The 20304-nt window shown below is 64.0% G+C and carries 21 protein-coding genes; 9 read left to right on the forward strand and 12 right to left on the reverse strand.

What is annotated here, in order from left to right:
• Window positions 1-139: 139 nt before the first annotated feature.
• Complete coding sequence (locus TO66_RS05075) at window positions 140-1114, reverse strand: D-glycerate dehydrogenase (protein ID WP_044461297.1); 975 nt, start codon at window positions 1112-1114, stop codon at window positions 140-142.
• Between the two features lie 158 nt (window positions 1115-1272).
• Window positions 1273-2241, reverse strand: coding sequence for a LysR family transcriptional regulator (locus TO66_RS05080; protein WP_044461298.1), 969 nt, complete (start codon window positions 2239-2241; stop codon window positions 1273-1275).
• 265 nt (window positions 2242-2506) lie between these two features.
• Here TO66_RS05080 and TO66_RS05085 point away from each other — a divergent pair, with 265 nt between their 5' ends.
• The 4 genes from TO66_RS05085 to TO66_RS05100 are packed head-to-tail and all read left to right on the forward strand — an operon-like array spanning window position 2507 to window position 7315.
• Window positions 2507-4018: an efflux transporter outer membrane subunit gene (locus tag TO66_RS05085; RefSeq protein ID WP_044461299.1), complete on the forward strand. Its 1512-nt coding sequence runs from the start codon at window positions 2507-2509 to the stop codon at window positions 4016-4018.
• A 28-nt stretch (window positions 4019-4046) separates the two neighbouring features.
• The gene (locus TO66_RS05090) at window positions 4047-6254 is read left to right on the forward strand and encodes an FUSC family protein (protein WP_044461300.1); all 2208 of its coding nucleotides are present in this window, start codon (window positions 4047-4049) and stop codon (window positions 6252-6254) included.
• Entirely contained in the window at window positions 6244-6444 is a 201-nt protein-coding gene (locus TO66_RS05095; protein ID WP_007930063.1) for a DUF1656 domain-containing protein, read from the forward strand. The genes TO66_RS05090 and TO66_RS05095 overlap by 11 nt, the downstream gene beginning before the upstream one ends.
• A gap of 10 nt (window positions 6445-6454) precedes the next feature.
• Window positions 6455-7315, forward strand: a complete 861-nt coding sequence (locus TO66_RS05100) for an HlyD family secretion protein (protein ID WP_044461301.1) — start codon at window positions 6455-6457, stop codon at window positions 7313-7315.
• A gap of 103 nt (window positions 7316-7418) precedes the next feature.
• Here the strand turns inward: TO66_RS05100 and TO66_RS05105 are convergent, their stop codons facing one another.
• From TO66_RS05105 to TO66_RS05120, 4 genes are all read right to left on the reverse strand, one after another.
• Entirely contained in the window at window positions 7419-8444 is a 1026-nt protein-coding gene (locus tag TO66_RS05105; protein WP_044461302.1) for a lipoprotein, read from the reverse strand.
• A gap of 235 nt (window positions 8445-8679) precedes the next feature.
• The gene (locus TO66_RS05110) at window positions 8680-9711 is read right to left on the reverse strand and encodes a hypothetical protein (protein ID WP_044461303.1); all 1032 of its coding nucleotides are present in this window, start codon (window positions 9709-9711) and stop codon (window positions 8680-8682) included.
• 177 nt (window positions 9712-9888) lie between these two features.
• Entirely contained in the window at window positions 9889-10713 is an 825-nt protein-coding gene (locus tag TO66_RS05115; protein ID WP_044461304.1) for an SDR family oxidoreductase, read from the reverse strand.
• Between the two features lie 34 nt (window positions 10714-10747).
• Window positions 10748-11212, reverse strand: coding sequence for a hypothetical protein (locus TO66_RS05120; protein WP_044461305.1), 465 nt, complete (start codon window positions 11210-11212; stop codon window positions 10748-10750).
• 180 nt (window positions 11213-11392) lie between these two features.
• On the opposite strand from TO66_RS05120, the gene TO66_RS05125 reads away from it, so the two are divergent.
• The 5 genes from TO66_RS05125 to TO66_RS05145 all read left to right on the forward strand — a co-directional run bounded on the left by TO66_RS05125 (window position 11393) and on the right by TO66_RS05145 (window position 14255).
• Window positions 11393-11794 carry a PAAR domain-containing protein gene (locus TO66_RS05125; RefSeq protein ID WP_044461306.1) on the forward strand — a complete coding sequence of 134 codons (402 nt, stop codon included), beginning with the start codon at window positions 11393-11395 and terminating at the stop codon, window positions 11792-11794.
• Complete coding sequence (locus TO66_RS05130) at window positions 11791-12327, forward strand: DUF4123 domain-containing protein (RefSeq protein ID WP_044461307.1); 537 nt, start codon at window positions 11791-11793, stop codon at window positions 12325-12327. The genes TO66_RS05125 and TO66_RS05130 overlap by 4 nt, the downstream gene beginning before the upstream one ends.
• On the forward strand, window positions 12320-12706 hold the full coding sequence (locus tag TO66_RS05135; protein ID WP_044461308.1) for a hypothetical protein: 387 nt from the start codon (window positions 12320-12322) through the stop codon (window positions 12704-12706). The genes TO66_RS05130 and TO66_RS05135 overlap by 8 nt, the downstream gene beginning before the upstream one ends.
• A 332-nt stretch (window positions 12707-13038) precedes the next feature.
• Window positions 13039-13527 carry a Tox-REase-5 domain-containing protein gene (locus TO66_RS34110; protein ID WP_310732173.1) on the forward strand — a complete coding sequence of 163 codons (489 nt, stop codon included), beginning with the start codon at window positions 13039-13041 and terminating at the stop codon, window positions 13525-13527.
• 14 nt (window positions 13528-13541) lie between these two features.
• On the forward strand, window positions 13542-14255 hold the full coding sequence (locus tag TO66_RS05145) for an Imm52 family immunity protein (RefSeq protein ID WP_044461309.1): 714 nt from the start codon (window positions 13542-13544) through the stop codon (window positions 14253-14255).
• Window positions 14256-14362: 107 nt separating this feature from the next.
• Here TO66_RS05145 and TO66_RS05150 read toward each other — a convergent pair whose 3' ends face one another.
• From TO66_RS05150 to TO66_RS05175, 6 genes are all read right to left on the reverse strand, one after another.
• Window positions 14363-14758, reverse strand: coding sequence for a hypothetical protein (locus tag TO66_RS05150; protein WP_044461310.1), 396 nt, complete (start codon window positions 14756-14758; stop codon window positions 14363-14365).
• Window positions 14759-14861: 103 nt separating this feature from the next.
• Window positions 14862-15254: a hypothetical protein gene (locus TO66_RS05155; protein ID WP_044461311.1), complete on the reverse strand. Its 393-nt coding sequence runs from the start codon at window positions 15252-15254 to the stop codon at window positions 14862-14864.
• Complete coding sequence (locus TO66_RS05160) at window positions 15248-16387, reverse strand: hypothetical protein (RefSeq protein WP_256242634.1); 1140 nt, start codon at window positions 16385-16387, stop codon at window positions 15248-15250. Before TO66_RS05160 ends, TO66_RS05155 begins: the two co-directional genes overlap by 7 nt.
• A 415-nt stretch (window positions 16388-16802) precedes the next feature.
• A complete protein-coding gene (locus tag TO66_RS05165; protein ID WP_044461312.1) occupies window positions 16803-18254 on the reverse strand; it encodes a mannose-1-phosphate guanylyltransferase/mannose-6-phosphate isomerase in 1452 nt (483 codons plus the stop codon).
• A gap of 194 nt (window positions 18255-18448) precedes the next feature.
• Window positions 18449-19105 (reverse strand): alginate O-acetyltransferase AlgF, encoded by a 657-nt coding sequence (locus tag TO66_RS05170; protein ID WP_044461313.1) that lies wholly within the window; start codon window positions 19103-19105, stop codon window positions 18449-18451.
• Between the two features lie 14 nt (window positions 19106-19119).
• Window positions 19120-20295, reverse strand: coding sequence for an alginate O-acetyltransferase (locus TO66_RS05175; RefSeq protein ID WP_044461314.1), 1176 nt, complete (start codon window positions 20293-20295; stop codon window positions 19120-19122).
• Window positions 20296-20304 lie beyond the last annotated feature (9 nt).

Here is a 20304-nt window from a genome sequence, read left to right on the forward strand (position 1 = left end):
GATCGCAGCCTCGCTGGCGCTCGGCAGCGGCTACAGGTGGCGCGCTTCTGTAGGAGCGAGGCTTGCCCGCGATGGCGTCCGGCCTGATTCACTGCGGGCAAGTCGGATCGCCGCCCGCTCGCTCCTACCGTCAGTGGGTTTAGCCTTTCCACACCTGCGGGTTGACCAGGTCCTGCGGGCGTTGGCCGAGCAGGGCGCTGCGCAGGTTGTCCAGGGCGCGGTTGGCCATGGCGTCGCGGGTTTCATGGGTGGCCGAGCCGATATGCGGCAGGGTCACGGCGTTTTTCAGCTGGAACAGCGGCGACTCGGCTAGGGGTTCCTTCTCGTAGACATCCAGCCCGGCGCCGAGAATCGTGCCGTTTTGCAGGGCCTCGATCAGCGCCGGTTCGTCCACCACCGGGCCACGGGAAATATTCACCAGGATCGCGCCCGGTTTCATCAGCTGCAGCTCGCGCTGGCTGATCAGGTGGCGGGTCTTGTCGCTGAGCGGCACCACCAGGCAGACGAAATCCGCTTCGGCCAGCAACTGGTCGAGGCTGCGGTATTGCGCGCCCAGCTCCTGTTCCAGCGCCGGCTTGCGGCTGTTGCCGCTGTAGATCACCGGCATGTTGAACCCCAGGCGGCCCCGGCGGGCAATGGCCGCGCCGATGTTGCCCATGCCGACTATCCCCAGGGTCTTGCCATGCACGTCGCAACCGAACAGCGCCGGGCCGACGCTGGCCTGCCATTGCCCGGCCTTGGTCCAGGCGTCCAGTTCGGCGACGCGCCGGGCGCTGCTCATCAGCAGGGCGAACGCCAGGTCGGCGGTGCTTTCGGTGAGCACGTCCGGGGTGTTGGTGAGCATGATCCCGCGTTCGTTGAAATAGCCCAGGTCGTAGTTGTCGTAGCCCACCGAGACGCTGGACACCACCTCCAGCCGGCTGGCGTTCTCCAGTTGCGCACGTCCCAGCTTGCGGCCGACGCCGATCAGGCCGTGGGCCTGGGGCAGGGCTTCGTTGAACTGCGCGGCAATGTCGCCCTGCTTGGGATTGGGCACTATCACCTCGAAGTCCTGGCGCAGGCGCTCGATCATCGGCGGGGTGATGCGGCTGAAGGCAAGTACGGTCTTTTTCATCGCGGGAAGGCTCGTCGGGCGGAAAGAATGCCAAGCAAGCTAACATTCCCGCCGGGCTTTTTGTAGCCGCCGCCACAGGCTGCGATCGGCCGATATCGCCGCAGCAGAAGGCCCTTGGGACCTTCGCGGACGGCGGCAGGGGTGTTGTGGGCAGGAGCTCAGTTGGTCAGGCGCAGGCCATTGAAGCCGCCGCTCAACTCGTAGGCGGTCAGTTCCGCCTGATGGGCGGCGAGAATTTCCGGCAGGGTGCTGCGCAGGTACTCGACCCAGGTCTTGATCTTGGCATCCAGGTACTGGCGCGACGGGTAGATGGCGTACAGGTTCAGCTCCTGGGAGCGGTACTTGGGCATCACCCGCACCAGGGTGCCGTTGCGCAGGCCTTCAATGGCCGCGTACACCGGCAGCACGCCCAGGCCCATGCCGCTGGTGATCGCGGTTTTCAGCGCGTCGGCGGAGTTCACCAGCAGCGGCGCGCCGTGGATCGTGACGCCCTCCTGGCCTTCCGGACCGTCGAACAGCCACTTGTCCAGGGCGATGACCGGGCTCACCAGGCGCAGGCAGGCATGGTTCGGCAGGTCGGCGGGCTTGCTCGGGCAGCCGTTGGCTTTCACATAGGCCGGCGAAGCGCAGACGATGCTGTAGGTGATGCCCAGGCGCTGGGACACGAACCCCGAGTCCGGCAGCTCGCTGGCCAGCACGATGGACACGTCGTAGCCCTCGTCCAGCAGGTCCGGCACGCGGTTGGCCAGGGTCAGGTCGAAGGTCACGTCCGGGTGCGACTTGCGGTAGCGGGCGATGGCATCGATCACGTAGTGCTGGCCGATCCCGGTCATGGTGTGCACTTTCAGCTGCCCGGCGGGGCGGGCGTGGGCGTCGCTGGCCTCGGCCTCGGCTTCCTCGACGTAGGCCAGGATCTGCTCGCAACGCAGCAGGTAGCGCTTGCCGGCTTCGGTCAGCGCGATGCGGCGGGTGGTGCGGTTGAGCAAGCGGGTTTGCAGATGGGCCTCCAGGTTGGAGACCGCGCGCGAAACGTTGGCCGTGGTGGTGTCGAGCTGGACAGCGGCGGCGGTGAAGCTGCCGGCTTCGGCGACACAGCTGAAGGCACGCATGTTTTGCAGAGTGTCCATGAGGTGCTCTCTGGGGAGGTGGCAAATTGTGACATGAAGTAACAGATTGTTGGCTATTCCACCAAGGGATTATCGCGCTAACGGTAATAAAGATTCACAGGAATCCCAGCTTATCGCCGTCAAGGCCGCCGCCTAGAATTGCGCCGATCCTGCAGGAACCTGCTTTCTGGCGATCCGCGCAATGCGGTGTGCCAGTGACGCCGCTTCGCGAGCGAGCTCGCTCCTGCAGGGACCCGCCTTCTCCCTTTTTCAGGAATTCGCAGCAGTGCCGCGTCGCATCAGCAGAGAGCTGAAGACTCTCAGTGTTTGGGCTTTATCGTTAGCTATCAGCGGCTGCATCGGAACCGGGGGCATTGCCCCGCAAGGCAAGGCATTACCGGCCAACACCCTGGCCACCGACGAGGCTATCCAGAGCGCCGCGCGCGAGGCCCGCTGGCCTGCCGCCCAATGGTGGCGGGCCTATGGCGATGCCCAGCTGGACCGGTGGGTCGAGTCGGCCGTGCAGGGCAGCCCGAGCATGGCCATGGCCGCCGCCCGGGTGCGCCAGGCGCGGGCCATGGCCGGGATCGCCGAGTCGGCGGAGTCGTTGCAGATCAAGGGCGATGCCACCCTCAAGCGGCACAACTGGCCCACCGATCAGTTCTATGGCCCGGGCGAGCTGGCCAACAGCACCACCTGGGACAACAACGCCGCGCTCGGCTTCAGCTACGCCCTCGACCTCTGGGGCCGGGAAAGCAACGCCACTGAGCGCGCCGTGGACCTGGCGCACATGAGCGCCGCCGAGGCGCGCCAGGCCCAGCTGGAACTGCAGAACAACGTGGTGCGTGCCTATATCCAGTTGTCGTTGCAATACGCCCAGCGCGACATAGTCCTCGCGACCCTGAAGCAACAGGAACAGATCCTCGAACTGGCGCAAAAGCGCCTGGCCGGCGGCATCGGCACCCATTTCGAGGTCAGCCAGGCGCAGACCCCGCTGCCGGAAACCCATCGCCAGCTGGACGCCCTGGACGAAGAGATCGCCCTGGGCCGCAACCAGCTCGCCGCCCTGGCCGGTAAAGGCCCGGGGGCGGGCGCGCAATTGCAGCGCCCGAGCCTGTCTCTGGCCGCGCCGCTGAAACTGCCGTCGGCGCTGCCCGCCGAGCTGCTCGGCCAGCGCCCGGACGTGGTCGCCAGCCGCTGGCAGGTGGCGGCGCAGGCGCGCGGCATCGACGTCGCCCACGCCGGCTTCTACCCCAACGTCGACCTGGTGGGCAGCCTCGGTTACATGGCCACCGGCGGCGGGGCGCTGGAGTTCCTCACCGGCAAGAAGCTCAACTACAACGTCGGCCCGGCCATCTCCTTGCCGATCTTCGACGGCGGCCGCCTGCGCGCCGAGCTGGGCGAGGCCGCGGCGGGCTATGACATCGCCGTGGCGCACTACAACCAGACCCTGGTCAATGCCCTGAAGAACATCTCCGACCAGTTGATCCGCCGCGAGTCCATGGACAAGCAGGCCGAGTTCGCCGCCGAGTCGGTGGCCTCGGCGCAGCAGACCTACGACATCGCCATGGTCGCCTTCCAGCGCGGCCTGACCGACTACCTCAATGTGCTCAACGCCCAGGGCATGCTGTTCCGCCAGCAGCAGATCCAGCAGCAGGTCCAGGCCGCGCGCCTGAGCGCCCATGCCGAACTGGTGACGGCCCTGGGCGGTGGCCTGGAGGCGGGAAGCGATGCGCCCGAGGACAGCCGGACCGTGCCGGCCAAGACCCCGGCCGTACTCGCGGTCTTCGATCACTGATTAAAAAACGCTCATCAAGAAGGTTGTCATGACGCCCTTGCCTGCTCCTTTGCGCTGGCTGTACTCCCTTGAATGGCGCCGGGGATTCTTCGACTGGGCACGCAGCGACGGCGTGACCTGGGTCTACATCTTCAAGGTCCTGGCCGCCGCGTTCCTCACCCTGTGGCTGGCCATGCGCCTGGAATTGCCGCAGCCGCGCACGGCGATGATCACCGTGTTCATCGTCATGCAGCCGCAGAGCGGCCAGGTGTTCGCCAAGAGCTTCTATCGCTTTCTCGGCACCCTGGCCGGGTCGGCGGTGATGGTGGCGCTGATCGCCCTGTTCGCCCAGAACACCGAACTGTTCCTCGGTTCGCTGGCGATCTGGGTCGGCATCTGCTCGGCCGGCGCCGCCCGTTATCGCAACTTCCGCGCCTACGGTTTCGTGCTCGCCGGCTACACCGCGGCGATGGTCGGCCTGCCGGCCCTGGCCCATCCGGAGGGGGCGTTCATGGCGGCGGTGTGGCGGGTGCTGGAAATCTCCCTGGGGATTCTCTGCTCGACCCTGGTCAGCGCCGCGATCCTGCCGCAGACCGCCAGCGCGGCGATGCGCAACGCCCTCTACCAGCGCTTCGGGGTGTTCGCCCTGTTCGTCACCGACGGCTTGCGCGGGCGCAGCCAGCGCGAGGCCTTCGAGAGCGGCAACGTGCGCTTCATCGCCGAGGCGGTGGGCCTGGAAGGCCTGCGCAGCGTCACGGTGTTCGAAGACCCACACATGCGCCGGCGCAACGGTCGCCTGAGCCGTCTGAACAGCGAGTTCATGGGCATCACCACGCGCTTCAACGCCCTGCACCAGTTGCTCGAACGCCTGCGCGAAAGCCAGGCCGAGCATGTGCTGACGGCTACCCGACCGGGGCTGAACGACCTCGCCGAGCTGCTCGACGGTTTCTCCGGCCGGGCCCTGACCAGCCCCGACGCGGCGCGCCTGGCCACCCAGCTGGCGAGCTACAAGGCCGAGCTGCCAGCACGGGTGCGCAGCATGCGCGCGCTGTTCCAGGAGCACGAACCGAGCGACGCCGAGCAGTTGGACTTCCACACGGCCTACGAGCTGCTCTATCGCTTCGTCGACGAGCTGCACAGCTATGCCCAGACCCACGCTTCCCTGGCCGAGCACAGCCACGAACGCGAGCGCTGGGACGAGCCCTTCACCCCGCAGACCAACTGGCTGGCCTCGGCCGCCTCGGGGATCCGCGCCTCGTTCATCCTGATCGTGCTCGGCAGCTACTGGGTGGCCACCGCCTGGCCCAGCGGCGCCACCATGACCCTGATCGCCGCGGCCACCGTCGGCCTCTCGGCGGCCACGCCGAACCCGAAACGCATGGCGTTCCAGATGGCCTGCGGCACCTTCATCGGCGCCCTGGTGGGCTTCGTCGAGATGTTCTTCGTGTTCCCCAGGATCGACGGTTTCCCGCTGCTGTGCGTGATGCTGGCGCCGGTGATCGTGCTGGGCTCGTTCCTCGCCTCACGGCCCAGGTACGCCGGGGTCGGCCTGGGGCTGCTGATCTTTTTCAGCACCGGCTCGGTGCCGGACAACCTGACCGTCTACAACCCCTACGCCTTTATCAACGACTACATCGCCATGGTCATGGGCATGCTGGTGTGTGCCGCCGCCGGGGCGATCATCCTGCCGCCCAACAGCCGCTGGCTGTGGCGTCGCCTGGAGCAGGACCTGCGCGGCCAGGTGGTGTACGCCATCAGCGGCAGGCTCAAGGGCCTGGCGTCGAGCTTCGAGAGCCGCACCCGCGACCTGCTGCACCAGGCCTACGGCCTGGCGGCGGGGCAACCGCAGGTGCAGCGCGAGCTGCTGCGCTGGATGTTCGTGGTGCTGGAGGTGGGGCACGCGATCATCGAGCTGCGCAAGGAGCAGGCGATCCTCCCGGTGCATCCGGCCTACGCCGAGTCCCAGCCGTGGCGCCAGGCGATCCGGGTGATGGGCCGTTCGCTGGTGCGGCTGTTCCTGCAACCGAGCCAGAGCAACCTGGAACGCGCCCTGGTCGCGGTCGACCATGCGATCGGCCGGGTCCAGGCCAGCGACGAACCCTTCGCTCCGCACTTCGACACCTCGGTGCTGCGGCGGGTGAAGAGCTACCTGCATTTCATCCGCACTTCATTGCTCGATCCGCAATCGCCGCTGGCGGCCTATGCCCAGGCCAGGCCGGTAGCACCTGTACTCCAAGGACTTGAACATGCCTCGTGAAATCGCCTTCCACGGCGTGTACATGCCGACCATGACCCTGATGTTCTTCATCGCCGCGGCCCTGGCCTGGGCCCTGGACCGGTTCATCTCGGGTTATGACCTGTATCGCTTCTTCTGGCACCCGGCGCTGCTGCGCCTGAGCCTGTTCTGCTGTCTGTTCGGCGCCATGGCGCTCACTGTCTACCGTTGAGAGTCCTTTGATGAAAAAGTTTTTCAGCCTGCTCGCGACCTTGCTGGTGCTGGCCCTGGCCCTGTGGATCGGCCGCACCCTGTGGGAGCACTATATGAACACGCCGTGGACCCGCGACGGCCGGGTGCGGGCCGACATCGTCAACGTCGCCGCCGATGTCACCGGGGAAGTGGTGGACGTGCCGGTGAAGGACAACCAGCTGGTGAAAAAGGGCGACCTGCTGATGCAGATCGACCCCGAGCATTATCAGATCGCGGTCAAGCAGGCGCAGTCGCTGGTGGCCTCGAAAAAAGCCACCTGGGAGATGCGCAAGGTCAACGCCCATCGTCGCGCCGACCTGGACAACCTGGTGATCTCCAAGGAAAACCGCGACGACGCCAGCAACATCGCCGACGCGGCCCTGGCCGACTACCAGCATGCCCAGGCGCAACTGGACGCGGCCCAGCTGAACCTGGCGCGGACCCAGGTGCGGGCGGCGGTGGACGGCTACGTGACCAACCTCAACGTGCACCGCGGCGACTATGCGCGCATCGGCGAACCGAAGATGGCGGTGGTCGACATGCATTCGTTCTGGGTCTACGGCTTCTTCGAGGAAACCAAGCTGCCCCATGTGCGCGTCGGCGATCAGGCCGAGATGCAACTGATGAGCGGCGAAGTGCTCAAGGGCCATGTGGAGAGCATTTCCCGCGGCATCTACGACCGCGACAACCCGGAAAGCCGCGAGCTGGTCGCCGACGTCAACCCGACCTTCAACTGGGTACGCCTTGCCCAGCGGGTGCCGGTGCGCATCCATATCGACGAAGTGCCGGAGGGGGTGCTGCTGGCGGCCGGCATCACCTGCACCGTAGTGGTCAACCCCGAACCCCGATAGAAGCTGGCTTGTGTAGGAGCTGGCTTGCCAGCGAAGGCGCCGGCATGGGCGATGCAAGGCTGGCGGGCCTCTTCGCCGGCAAGCCGGCTTCTACGGGGGGCGGTTATTTGTAGCTTTTCTGCATGATCGCCAGGGACTTCTTCGCGGTGGCTTCCAGGCCGTCGTTGACGTTATTGATGGCGGCCACCAGCTTCGGGTTCTGCAGGACGTCGACACCGGGGTAACGCTGCTGGGCCAGGCGCGAGACGATGATGTATTGGGTCACCGCGTAATGCAGATCGAACTTGCCGCTGTCCCGGGCCTTGGCGATGGCCGCCTTGACAAAGGCCTGGCGCTCGGCCGTCGTCATGCCCTTGAACAGGTCGGGGAGATCGAAATGGATCTCGGCCGAGAAAATGGCCACTTCCTCATCCCGTGCCTCGTCGTACATCACCTGCTTGCTGGTCACCCGCGCCTTCAGCTCGTTGAAGCGTTGCTCGCCCGCGGCCAGTTGCTCGGGGCTCATCTTGCCTTTCAAGGCATCCAGCTGGCTGGTGTCTTCGGTGTTGTCGATGATCTTCAGCCAGGCGTAGGCCTTCACCAGGTCGCCAGACTCTTCGGCGGCATCGGCCAGGCTCTGCTGCGGTTCCGGGTTGCCGTGCAGGGCCGAGCGCTCCAGCCAGCGCACGGCCAGGTGCTTGTCCTGGGCGATGCCCTTGTCGCCGAACCAGTAGGTGGCGTACATGCCGTACTCGGCGCACCAGTCGTTCTGCGACGCCGAGTAGGCGATGTAGTTGAAGGACTCGCGGTCGCGCTCGGCCTTGGGCCTGTCCTGTTCCTGATCGGTGCTGGTGGACAGGTAGCAGAAGGCCCGGGTGTAGTGCGGCGCGGCCATGGCGAAGCAGCTCTTGGCGTCCTTGAATTCCTCGGCTTCGTACAGTTTGTAACCGGCGCCGTACAGCACATCGGCGTCCATGGCCGGGTTGCAGTATTCGTTGGGCGTAACCTTGGGCAAGACACTGTCCAGCGTCAGCTTGGGCAGGGTGTCATTCAGTTCGGGGACTTTCGGCCCGTTCTTTTCGGGGGCCGTGGAGGCGCAAGCCGCCAGCAAGACAGCCAATGCCAGTGGCAGTGCGTTGAACGATTTCAATGGATATTCCCTGATCGGCGATTGAAGTGAAGGCGCGCGTGGAACCGGGCAGGGACAGGACGGGAGAGGGTGGAGCGTTAGCCATTCCGTGCTTGGGTGTCGACGCCAGCGATTCCATGCTGCATGAGCACAAGGGCTCAAGGTCGCGCATTCTACTGGGATTGAGAGGGCGTACAACCGAAACCGCAGCACCTGTTGGCCGCGGCTGAAAACCCAGGAGCGGCTGCCGCTCCGGTTATCGCTTGCGCTTGGCCAGGATGATTTTCGCCTTGGCCACGGCGTCTTCCACCTCCAGGTCATCGTCGACCAGCAAGGCATGCAGCGCCGGGTCCTGCCACAGGTCCACGGCGGGTCCGGTGCTTTGTACAAGGCGGGAAATCAAGGCGTAGATCATCAATTGGCCACGCGTGTGGAACTTCGGGTAGACGTCCTGCATGTCCACCAGCTGGGCCACGAACGCATGCCGTTGCGCAGGGGACATGCCTGCGAACACCTCCGGGTAGCTGTAGTACAGGTCCCCTGTGCCCAGGGCGATGAGGTCCTTGCGCAGCGCCTGCTCGATGTCCTTTTGGGGGGTGAGTTGGCTGAGCAGCCGAGTGTGGTATCGCTCGCCTTCGGCTAATTGTTGCGGGCTCATTTTGCGCTGCACCGCCTCGATTGTTTGGGCATCGTCCAGGATCCTGGCCCAGGCATAGGCCAGCGGGAAATTGTCCTGTTCGCTGGCCCGACGCACCATGTCCTGTTGTGAGTCCTGGTCGCCGTGCCGAGCGGCGCGCTCGAGCCAGCCCATGGCCAGTTTCTTGTTCGGTGGATGGTCCAGCTTGCCAGCGTTGTAGATGCTGTACAGGGCTGCCTCCGCGCAGGATTCATTCTTCCTGGCGGCGTAGGCGATGTAGTTGAAGGCTTCGCTTTTGGCATAGTCGTTTTGCCTGGTGCCGACAATACCGCCCAGGATGCACAGGCTCCCGGTGTCGTGGGGGGCAGCCATGATCAGGCAACTGCGGGCCATTTTTATTTCCTTGCTCGCCAGCAAGGTACGGCCTGCGCCATACAGCACCTCATCCTCATTCATCAGGCGGATGCCGAGGCCGATCAGCAATTCGCTGTCCATGTCCGGCGTGCAGTACGGGTTGGCCTCGACCTTGGGCAGGATTTGCTCGAGGCTCAGGTCCGGCAGGGAATCATTGAGTTTTTCGTCCGGTGACGAGGCATTGCAGCCCAGCAGCAGCGTGAAGATGGCCAAGGGCAGCAGGCTACGACATTTCAATGGAGAGTCCCTGAGGTGCAATCGTAAAAGGCAGGACGCCAAGAGGGCATGAGCAGGGGCGGGGTGCAGCCGTTCCGTGCTTGAGGTGCCGCTTCCGTGCGGTTCGAGTGGGGGCATTCTACGGGCATCGGCGCGGCAGACAACGGTGTCGTGCGCGCGATGGCCGGCGTTGCAGGCTCAGAGCCTGGCGCTTAAGCCGAAACGCTTCATCAGCACCTTTTCCAGCAGCCCCTTGGGCAACAGGGTGGCCAGCAGTGGCAGGGCGCGGCTGCCATTGCCGAGGCGCACCAGGCGCGGTGGCGAGTCCTGCCGCACGGCCTTGAGCAGGTGGGCGGCGAATTCGCTGGCCGGGGTCGGTTTGTCCTGGGAGGCCCTGGCCCGGGCTCGGATGCCTTCGCGCAGCGGCCACCAGGGCGATTGTTCGGTGAGCAGCTGTTCGGCTTCATGCCCGGCGTTCTTGGCGAAGCTCGAGGCGATGGCGCCGGGCTGGACCTCCATCACACGGACGCCGAACGGCGCCAGCTCCATGCGCAGCGCATCGCTCAAGGCATGCACCGCGGCTTTCGAGGCGCAGTAGGCGCCGGCAAAAGGCGTCACCAATACCCCGGACACGCTGCCGATATTCACCACCAGGCCGCGGCTGCGACGCAGTACCGGGAACAGCGCCCGGGTCACCCCGACGATGGCGAACACATTGGTTTCGAACTGGCGCTGCATGGCCTCCACACCACCGTCCAGCAATGGGCCCATGGCGCCGTAGCCGGCGTTGTTGATCAACAGATCGAGGCCGCCATGTTGCTGGTTGATCTGCTCGCCCAGAGCCGCGAGGGCCGGGCCGTCGTTGACGTCCAGTTGCACCGCGTCGAAGCCGGCGGCTTGCAGCGCTGCCACGTCCTCGGCCTTGCGGGCGGTGGGCAGGACGGTGAAGCCGGCGGCCTTGAAGGCCTCCGCCAGGGCGCGGCCGATGCCGCTGGAACAACCGGTGATCAGCGCAACGGGCATGGCGCGGTCCTTGTGCAAAAAAGAGGGTGGGGAGTCAGTCGGAGAAACTGCCCTGCAAGCGCTCGGCACGAAACTCCAGGGTTTGCGGGCGATAGCCAGGGCGCAGCGGCGGCAGCGGCAGGCAGTCTTCCCAATTGGCGCCGGCCTGCAACTCGCCGGGGCCACGGTAGCGCGGGGCGGTGTATTGGTTGTCGGCCAGGTTCACGGTGTCGCCCGGCGCGTAGGCGGCCACGCGCCAGCGCAGTTCGGTCAGTGGCACATCGTTGCCGTTGTTCATCTTCAGCAGCAGCGGACGATCCGCCGGGCAATGTTCGAGGGCGTAGCTGATGCGCAGTTCCAGGCGCGCCAGCTGCTGGGCCTCGCGATTGTCCAGCCAGACCACCCACACCGCCACCAGCCCCAGCCCGAACGCCGCCGCCAGTGAAACCGGCAAGGCCTTGGCGGGGTAGCGGACCAGCAGGATCAGCCAGGTGATGACCAGCAGAACGCCGATGAACATGGGGAAACCTCGGGAAAGAGAGCATTCATCCTACCTAAGCGTAGGCGCGCTTGGCTAACCCGGATCCCTGGGGACCACGCCGAGACGGTCCCGGAAAGATTTTGCAAAGGATTGAGGATTGTCTGTTTTTTGTACATTCGGCAGAGTCGGCCGTCTAGCCAGTTCGATAGGGAAGTTGAAATGTCTGGAAAGCCTGCCGCGCGAGTTGGAGATCCCACCGCCTGTCCTTTGCCTGGCCACGGTAGCAATCCGATTACCAGTGGTTCGTCCGATGTCCTGTTCGATTACCTGCCCGCTGCCCGGGAGGGTGACCCGACCGCTTGCGGTTCGACCTTGAGCGCCAACGTCATCCCCAATGTGCTGATCAATGGCAAGCCCGTCGCGGTACTGGGCTCGCTGGGCAGCCACGGCAATGTCGTGGTGGGCGGTTCGGGGACAATCATCATTGGCCACAGCGGCGGTGGCGCCGCTGTGGCCAGCCCGCTGCCCGCCGTGCCCGGGCTGTGCCTGAAATGCCTGTTGCTGGCCGCCCAGCGCAACCAGACCTTCGTGCCGCTGGAAACACTGGGGAGCCGCGCATGAAGCGTGTCGGCTCGCTGTTCTGGCGGCTCTCCGGGCTCGGCGAAACCTCATCCCGGCTGTTGGCGCTGATCGATGGCGCCCGCTACCTGACCTTGAACAAACGCCTGGAAGAGGCGGGTGACAGCATCCGTTTCCACTGGCTCCTGAGCGCCGGGGCGCTGGATGAAATCCGTCATGCCGGGCCGGTGCTGGTCGAGTTTCCCGGCTCCGGCCAGGGCTTGAACACAGCGTTCGGCAACTGGCTGATCAGCCGGGACCAGCAGGCGCCGATGGTGTCCTGGTTGTGGAGCGACCAGCCTTTCGAAACCTTGCGCGATTATCACCAGGGCCTGTTGTTCAGCCGGATGCCGGACGGGCGCCAGGCCTTGTTCCGTTACTACAGTCCCGAGGTCAGGCGTGCGCTGGACAAGGTGGTCTCACCCGCCCAGGTCCAGCAGCTCATGTGTCATGTCGATGACTGGCTGGTATGGCAGCCCCTGCAGAATTGCTATCTCAGCTACGGTTTTGCCGAGGCGGAGGAGCACCATGTTTGAGCTGAGCCACGAGCAGGTTGCGCAACTGGATGACATTCGCCAGAACGAGGTATTCGAGCGGTTGTTGCTGGACGTGCAGCAGGAGAACCCGCAATGGCTGGCCCGCAAGGGGCTGATGCCGGCGCTGCAGATGCTCAAGGACCTGCGTGAGCGGGCATGGGGTTTCGGCATCAGGGAGGAGGCGGTCGTCGAGCGCTTCATCCGGCATGGACTGACCTTTACCGACTTCGACCGGCAGCCGGCCTTTGTCGCCTTCATGAACAGGCCCGTGGCGGACAGCGCCGAGCGGCGATTCGAGGATTACGAGGATATCGTGGCGTTCAGGATGAACATGCAGCAGTGGCGTGAAGGGCAAGCCGCCGGGGAGGCTCGACCATGAGTGGGCTGGGCATTCTTCCAAGTACGGGGCCCATGTCTTTTCGCATGGGCCCCCGGTTGGGGCCACGTTTACCGTTCGAGCTGCCAGCACCGCCGCCCCGGTTGCCGATGCCGGCGCCGCGGCCCATGCCGATGCCGGCGCCCAGGCCGACCCAGCCCCTGCCGGCGCCCAGGCCCGTTCCCCAGCCCCTTCCTTTGCCCCAGACGCAGCCCCAGGCAAAACCCAGGGTGGATGCGCCTCCGACCACTGCCGACCGGACGCGCGAAGCCGAGCGCGACTGCCAGGCCAAGCGGGACAAGGACTGTGTGAAGTGCCCCCCCGAGCAGGGCAGCATGACGATCCCCAACAACGGCAAGGGCCACAGCATGTCTGCCCGCGCCGCCCTCTATCAGGCCTGGGTCACCGCGTTCCCGACTCCCTACGAGTGGTGGTGGAACAACACCTGGTGGGACGGTTTCGACAAACCGCGCTGCACCTTGCTGGAAGCCAAGGCCAATTACGCCTTCATGTTCATTCCGCTTATCGGCCTGCCGCGCCCCTGGGCCAATGTGGAGAAGACCCTGATCACCCCGGCCGAGAGGCACTCCCTGAAAGCCCGGCCGAGCCCGCCGGTTGCCGTGGAATGGCATTTTCTGCAACGGGTGGTTTATGAATACTGTGCCGAACAGTATGCGGAGAGGGGACTCACCAACCTGACGGCCTACTGGAACCCGATGCCGGGCACCAAGGACCATGACCAGTACATCGAGCAACGTGCAAAAGAACAGAAAGAGTGGGAAGAGTACCGCCGTGAAAACCCCGACCGTGTTTTTGAAGCCTGACTGAGGACGAGCGCTTGTTCAGAAAATTTTCATTCGTACTGCGTTTCGACAAACAGAAGATTGCCACTGTCGCGCATGAGGCGCAGTTGGAAAGAGCCGAGCGTTTTTTCCAGGGCCTGGGCGAAATCCACCCTCTGTTGCGGGACTGGTACCTGCAGGCGGGCTCCAGGGAAGAGTCGATGCGCAAGCGGATCAACGACGACTTCGATTACTTGCGTGAAGAAGCGCGGAGCAACTACGACGCGGACTTCCCCACGAAATTGCAGTTTTCCGTGTGGAATGGCCTGGACGATCCACTCAAGGGTGGCTTGGCGTTTCATTACAACGCCCACGACCTGGATTCCGTCGCCAGCATGCGCTTCGAGGATGGCGGGGCGCTGGTGGCGGCTATTCCTGATGTGAAATCGGTAGCGATCAAGGTTATTCAACTGGCCGTCGATCTGTGGCCCGAGCTCGACTGGTGCGTGCTGGCGCCCAAAGACCAGTATCTGCGTACCAAGGTGTTCAAGGACCGGCAGACCATCGGCTGGATCGGCTTTTGCCCACATGTGTTGCGGGCCGGCGACTTTCCGGGGGCCGACCAGCTTATCGACATTCCAAAACGCGGCACGCTGGTCGTGAGTTGTCCACAGGCGATGGATGAGGGCAAGCGGACCGATGTCCAGCGAGTGGCCGAGATCGATATCAAGCTGGTGGAACTGGGGTACTTGCCACTGTTCGTGAACTAGCCCAGGGACCTCGCCCGGGCACGAAAAATTCCGTCGTTCAGCCGGCTGCGACTAGGAACCATAGCCGGCTGGACGGGACTCCGCTCAGTACATTCCTACCTGCCACGTCAGTGCCTGGTCAGTTTCAATAGCGCATAGATGATCGAGCCCCAGACCAGAAGCACGACATCCATCCAGTTCCTGATGCTCAGCAGGCGTTGCAGGTGGGGAGGGAAGTTGTCGATGTCTTCCGCGGAAAGAAAGCCTCTGCGAACCGCTGGGCCAGGCCAAAGCATCGATCCTCGAACGGCGGCGAGCATTACACGATGCGTGAACCATCCTTCGTGGGGAAGGCTGTCGGTCCAGCGATAAAAGTGCTGGCTCCGCTGTAGGGCCTCCAGCATCTCTCTTAAGTAACGTCGACTCAGGTAGTAGCTGAACGAGAGGTTTATTACGCCCAGTAGAAGTGGGCTGGCGACCAGCATGAGACCTAACCATGAGTACCAAAAACTTTTTCCCATCATGACCGGGTTGTTTCGTAACGTTTTCTGTTCTCTCTCAGCTCTTCACCCGAATAGCTGTTTTGATGCTTGCCTACTAATGAGATAGACAAAGATCCATGGGCAATCAGTTATCCAGTTTCAAAAACGTGTAGATAATCGCCGTCCATACGATCACAACGCCATCTAGGGTGTTTTTGACAGTCAGGAAGCGTTTCAGTCGTGGAGGAAAGTTGTGTACATCCTTGGCACAAAGGAAACCTCTGCGAATTCCTGCATTAGGGAAGAGCATCATTCCTCGAACGCTGACAAACATCAGGAGATGTTCGAACCATCCTTGGTATTGCAACCTCTCAGTCCATCGATGAAAGTAAGAACTCTCCTGTAAGGCCTCCAGCATTTCCCGCAAGTAGCGACGACTTAAGTAATAACTGAATGCAAGGCTTACAAGAGCTAGCAGAATTGGGCAAAGGAGCAGAGCAAGAGCGATCCAGGAATACCAGAACTTCTCATCTACCATGGTTGCGCTCTCTCATAAATAATTTCACCAACCCTCTCTCCAAGCACATCACCGGAGTCTGTTCCTAGTGACGTGCCGACACCTACCAAGGCGGCAACACATAACACTCCACCAATTGCGGTAGAGGCTCCTAGCGCTGCACAAATAAACCTGCTTCCTGCCAATCCGGTTTCAGTACCAAGTATTCCTCCAACGGTTGACCCCGCAAACTTTCCCGTCTCGCTAAACATAACCCTCCTGCAACGCTCATCCCCCGAACCCGCCCGGCACACTTCCTGAACTTTCAGCGCCGACGAAACCCCACCAAGCGCAATGCCAATATACCCGCCCGCCTGCATGTACTTCGCCGCACGGCTGACGGCGTTCACGTGGGTGGCGTAGCCCGGGATCTGTCCGGGGGCGCCGGCTCTGTTCCAGTGGTGCACCAGGCTGCGGCTGGAAATGCCCAGGGCGGTCTTCAGCTTGGGGTGGTCGCCCAGGGTGGTGTAGCCGCGCAGGCGGGTGGAGTTCAGCAGTTGCGCGTCCAGTTGCGCCAGCAGGCGCCGGCGGCGCATGAGGAAATCGGGGGACTTGAGGTGGCCGTGCTGGCGGTAGCTGTCCTGGTGCAGGCGTTCCATGTCTTGCAGGGTCTCCCGCAGTTTGTCCAGGTGTTTGCCCAGCACCGAGGTGCCGATGCCCAGCCAGGTCGAGGCCTGGCTGCTGAAGCCGACGATCTCGGCCTGGTGGCGAACCATGAAGTCGGCGGCTTCGGGCGTCAGGGGTTCGAGGGCGGCCCTGACTTGCTCGGCGGCGAGCATGAGCTGCGCTTCCTCGTAGGTGCAGGCGGGGTTGGCCGGATCGCTGAGCACGATCAGGCTGCCGGCCTTGACCGTCTCGCCAAGGCCCGGATTGAGCGACAGGTATTTGGCCAGGACGCCCGGCGAGGGGCTGTCGAAGAGGCGGCGTTGCAGTTCGGCCAGCGGCAGGCTCTGCGGCACGATATGGAAACCGGGGGCGATCGGCGTCGCGGGTTGGGTCGGGCTTGGTTTCTCCGGCGCGTCGTGGCCTTGAGCTGTGGTCAGGATCGCCCTGTGCTTCGGCCGTGCTCCCGGCAGGGGCGGGTTGGGGTTGGCCGGGTGCAGCACGCGAGGCATCGGCGTCGGTTCGCCACGGGAGTCGGTGGTGTATTTGTTACCGGGCGGGGGCGCGGGCATCGCTGTGTTCGCTGTGTGTCTGGGCCTGGCGAAACACTAAAGAGCGGCATGGGTGAAGTCGTTGGGAGCTATCTGAAACGCCCGCTGGCGCTTTCGAAATGTCGTGTAGGAATGGCTGAACGCAGCTTCTGTAGCCGCTGTCGAGCGTTAGCGAGGCTGCGATCGACCCCGCAGGGGGCGCAGGGATCTCGAAACCGCAGGAGGACCTTCGGTCCTATCGCAGCCTCGCTAACGCTCGGCAGCGGCTACAGGGCGTTTGGAGTGGGGAGAGGAGGTGCGCATAAAAGAAGCCCCCGCCCAACCGGCTGCGGATAGGGGACGCAGTCGGCTGGACGGGGGCTTCTCGTTCCGCGGGTTACTGGGCGATGGTTTTCACCGAGACGCCGCGTTCCACAGGAGTGGAGCGGCCGTAGATGTCTTCGAAGCGTTCGATGTCGTCTTCGCCCAGATAGCTGCCCGATTGCACTTCGATGATCTCCAGCGGGATCTTGCCCGGGTTGCGCAGGCGGTGCACCGAAGCGATCGGGATGTAGGTGGACTGGTTCTCGGTGAGCAGGAACACGTTCTCGTCACAGGTGACTTCGGCGGTGCCGCTGACCACGATCCAGTGTTCGGCGCGGTGGTGGTGCATCTGCAGGGACAGGCACGCGCCCGGCTTGACCGAGATGTGCTTGACCTGGAAGCGCCCGCCCATGTCCACCGAGTCGTAGGAGCCCCACGGGCGGTAGACCTCGCAGTGGTTCTGGGTTTCGCTGCGCCCTTGCTCGTTGAGGGTGTTGACCAGCTGTTTGACGCCTTGGACCTTGTCCTTGTGGGCGATCATCATGGCGTCCTTGGTTTCCACCACGACGATGTTTTCCAGGCCGATCACCGACACCAGCTTGCCGTTGCCATGGATCATGCAGTTGCGGCTGTCCTGGATCACCACGTCGCCCTTGCTGACGTTGCCGTCGGCGTCTTTCTCATGCACGTCCCACAGCGACGACCAGCAGCCCACGTCGCTCCAGCCGGCGCTCAGCGGCACCACGCAGGCGCGCTGGGTCTTTTCCATCACCGCGTAGTCGATGGAGTTGTCCGGGCAGCAGGCGAAGGTGGCGTCGTCGAAGGTCACGGTGTCGGCGTCCTGGGCGCTGCGCTCCAGGGTCAGCAGGCAGGTGTCGTAGATGTCCGGATCGTGCTTCTTCAGTTCTTCGAGGAAGCGGCTGGCGCGGAACAGGAACATGCCGCTGTTCCAGAAGTAACCGCCGGCCTCGACGAACTCGCTGGCACGCTTGACGTCGGGTTTCTCGACGAAGTGCGAGACGCGGCTCACGCCTTCCGGCAGCAGCGCATCGTTGGTCGACTTGATGTAGCCATAACCGGTTTCCGGCTTGGTCGCCGGCACGCCGAACAGCACCATCTCGCCACGTTCGGCGGCCACGGTGGCCAGGGCCAGGGCGCGTTGCAGGGCTTTCTGGTCTTCCAGCACGTGGTCGGCCGGCAGCACCAGCATCAGCTCGTCGCGACCTTCGTTGACCAGCATCATCGCGGTCAGGGCCACGGCCGGCGCGGTGTTGCGTCCGAAAGGCTCCATCAGGATGCGCTGGGCTTCGAGTTTGCGCGCCGCCAGCTGCTCGTTGACGATGAAGCGGTGATCCTTGTTGCAGACCACGATCGGCGTGTCCATGCCTTCGAACACCAGGCGCTCGAGGGTTTGCTGGAACAGCGTGTGTTCGCCGGTCAGGGCGAGGAATTGTTTAGGGAACTGCTTGCGCGAAAGCGGCCAAAGACGTGAGCCGCTACCACCTGACAAGATCACCGGAATCATGTTGTTACTCCTTCAAATATCGTATGGGTCAGAGCTACTGCGTTCTGTCGTTTCACTCTCTTGTTTTTGTTGCGTATCCGGCTTGACCAACCGTTTCTCCGTGGGGGCCAGGCTTGTCGGCGAGGGCGTTCTCAAGGGCCTCATCGCCGGCAAGCCTGGCTCCTACAGGGGAGCGTCAAGCCGGAGAGTTCATGTCAGCGGGTCGACACCGGGCGCTTGACCCAGACGGGCGACAGGCTGCTGCCATTGCCGGTGACGTAGAGCACCGCGGCCTCGCCGCGCTCCAGGGCGACGGGCTTGAGGTCGCTGACTTTCTTCTCGCCCTCGTACAGCGCGAAGCTGACTTTCACCGGGTTGATTTCCCGTTCGCCACGGCCCTTGGCGGCCACCGACTGGACCACATCGGTCTTGCCGTCGGCGGTCTTCAGGGTCAGGGCCTTGTCGCTCAGGTTCTGCACGCGGACCAGGGACTTCTGCTTGTTCTTGAACGGCGGTTCCTCGATCAGTTGCGGCTGGCCGCTGGCGTTGTTGACCAGGGTGTAATAGTGGTCGGCGGCGAGCTTCACCGGCACGCTCTGGCTGCCGACCTTGGCGGTGTAGTCGCCGCCGGGCATGAAGCTGAAGTCGCTGCTGGCCAGCGGCGCGACGTCGTTGAGGTTGGTGCTGCCGACGGTGGCGCTGACTTCCTGGTTGCTGGCGTTGTAGATGCGCACGAAGGACGAGCCTTTCGGCGCGGTGGGGCCGTAGAGGGCGGCGTCGCCGCCGGCGAAGGCGGGCAGGGACAGGACGCTCATGCCGGCAGCCAGTGTGATTGCCTTGGCGAGACGACGCGGAGTGATAGTGAAAGTCATGGTGTACCTCTCTTTCAGTTTTGCGCCCGATCGGGCGTCTCGGATTTGTTGTTGATGGCTAGGTTCTGTTGGCGCGCGCCGGCTTGTTTGAGCTCTGCGACCCACTGCGGGTCGGCGTCGCCGATTTCGTTGTTGACCGGCAGATATCGTTCGGGAAATTCCCAGATCAGCACCTGGGGCGGGCTGTTCTTGAAGGCGTCGCTTTTCAGGTAGCTGAGCATCGGCAGGATCGGGCCGTGGCCGTCCTCGGCATAGCTGACGACATCGCTGTGCAGCGCCTGCTTGAGCGCGCCGACGAAGTTCCAGCTGGGGTTGGCGCTGTAGCTGGTGCCCACCAGGGCCACCGGCACTTCGTTGTCGGCGAACAGCGCGTCGTCGGCGGCCGGCTGGTCGTCGGCGGCGCGGGTCACGCGTTTCTGCAGGGCTTCCTTGGCCGGCATCAGGTTCTCGAATAGCGGGTCCAGGGGCAGGAACAGGCGCAGGTCGCCCTTGTGCACCACGGTCTGCTCGGCTTCGGTGACGAAGCGTTGCGGCTGGCCCATCAGCGGCGCCTTGTCGGCAATCGCCCGGGCCAGCTGATTGGCGGCGATTTCGGCGCCGGCCGGGGTCCAGTGGGTGTCGGTGCGCAGGAATACTTGCTGGCCGTTCTGCTTGGCCTGTTGCAGGGGCCCGAGCAGGTCGGGGGCGAGGATCTTGTCGGCCGCCACGCGGGCATGGAAATCCTGGTAGAGGTTGGCGTGGATACGGGCCGGCTGGACGTCGCCCAGATGTTCCGGGTACAGCCGCACCTTGGCCGGCACGATCGCCATCACCAGTTTCACGCCTCGCTCCTTGAGGGTCTGGCGCACGCCTTCGACCAGCGCGTAGTTGCCTTGCAGGTTGAGTTCTTCGTTGACCACCGGATGGAACTCTTCGTCGCTGTACAGCCACTGGTCGCGGCCGAGCACCACGCCCGGACGGCCTTCGTTGAACAGTTTGAAGTCCAGGGCGGCCCACAGGTTGGTGCCCAGGCGCTTGATCGGGAACTCGTCGTCGTAGTGGGTTTCCACGGCCTTGGCCCAGCGGCCGTTGAGCACGGTGGCGTCGTTGCTGGTGCTGAAGCCGAAGAAGCTGCGCACCGACCACAGGCCCAGGGCCAACAGCAGCACCAGGAACAGGGCGATGTAGAGGATGCGTAATGAGCGGGTCATGGTCAGATC

This window comes from Pseudomonas sp. MRSN 12121, from assembly GCF_000931465.1.
In the GTDB taxonomy this organism is placed as follows: domain Bacteria; phylum Pseudomonadota; class Gammaproteobacteria; order Pseudomonadales; family Pseudomonadaceae; genus Aquipseudomonas.